This is a genomic window from Paraburkholderia sp. BR10954, from assembly GCF_040965775.1.
Lineage (GTDB): Bacteria > Pseudomonadota > Gammaproteobacteria > Burkholderiales > Burkholderiaceae > Paraburkholderia > Paraburkholderia youngii.
The window spans coordinates 1-553 of sequence record NZ_JBFRCK010000210.1; the positions used below are offsets into that span (position 1 = coordinate 1).

The window sequence follows — 553 nt, forward strand, 5'->3', positions numbered from 1 at the left end:
TCCGTGTACTCCAGTGCGTCGCTCCTTTGGGTACGGACTCCAGCGTCTTCGCGATAACGGCATCGACACGTGCGTCGTCGATCGATCTGGGTGCGCCCGGACGCGGCGCGTCAAGCAGGCCATCCAGTCGATGCATCACGTAGCGCCCACGCCACTTCGAAACAGTTTGCTGGGTGAGCCGCAGTTTCGCCGCGACCGTCCTGTTGTCGGTGCCCTCGGCGCAGGCCAGCACGATCCGCGCTCGCAATGCCAACGCCTGCGCCGTCTTGCGGCGCATCGTCAGGGCCGTGAACTGCTCGCGTTCCGCTTCGCTCAACACGAGCTCTGCTTTGGGTCTTCCGCTCATTGCCGCCTCTTCGTGTCCGTCGCATTGACCACACGGTACTACAGGCAGCAAATTGTTCAACGAATTTCTAACTCACCACACTAGCGGGCTGTTGAATTTGGGTCCCGTGTAGACGGGGTTTGAGGGACGGGCGTTATGGATATCGTGTTCATGATCTTTGGCAGCGGATGCGATGCGCGGAATGGATGAGATGCAGGAACCCCTGTT

Annotated in this window: 1 protein-coding gene; it reads right to left on the reverse strand. The window is 60.2% G+C overall.

From position 1 onward, the window contains the following. On the reverse strand, window positions 1-346 hold a 346-nt coding region (locus tag AB4Y34_RS41920), incomplete at its 3' end, for a helix-turn-helix domain-containing protein (RefSeq protein WP_368719317.1). Between the last annotated feature and the right edge of the window lie 207 nt (window positions 347-553).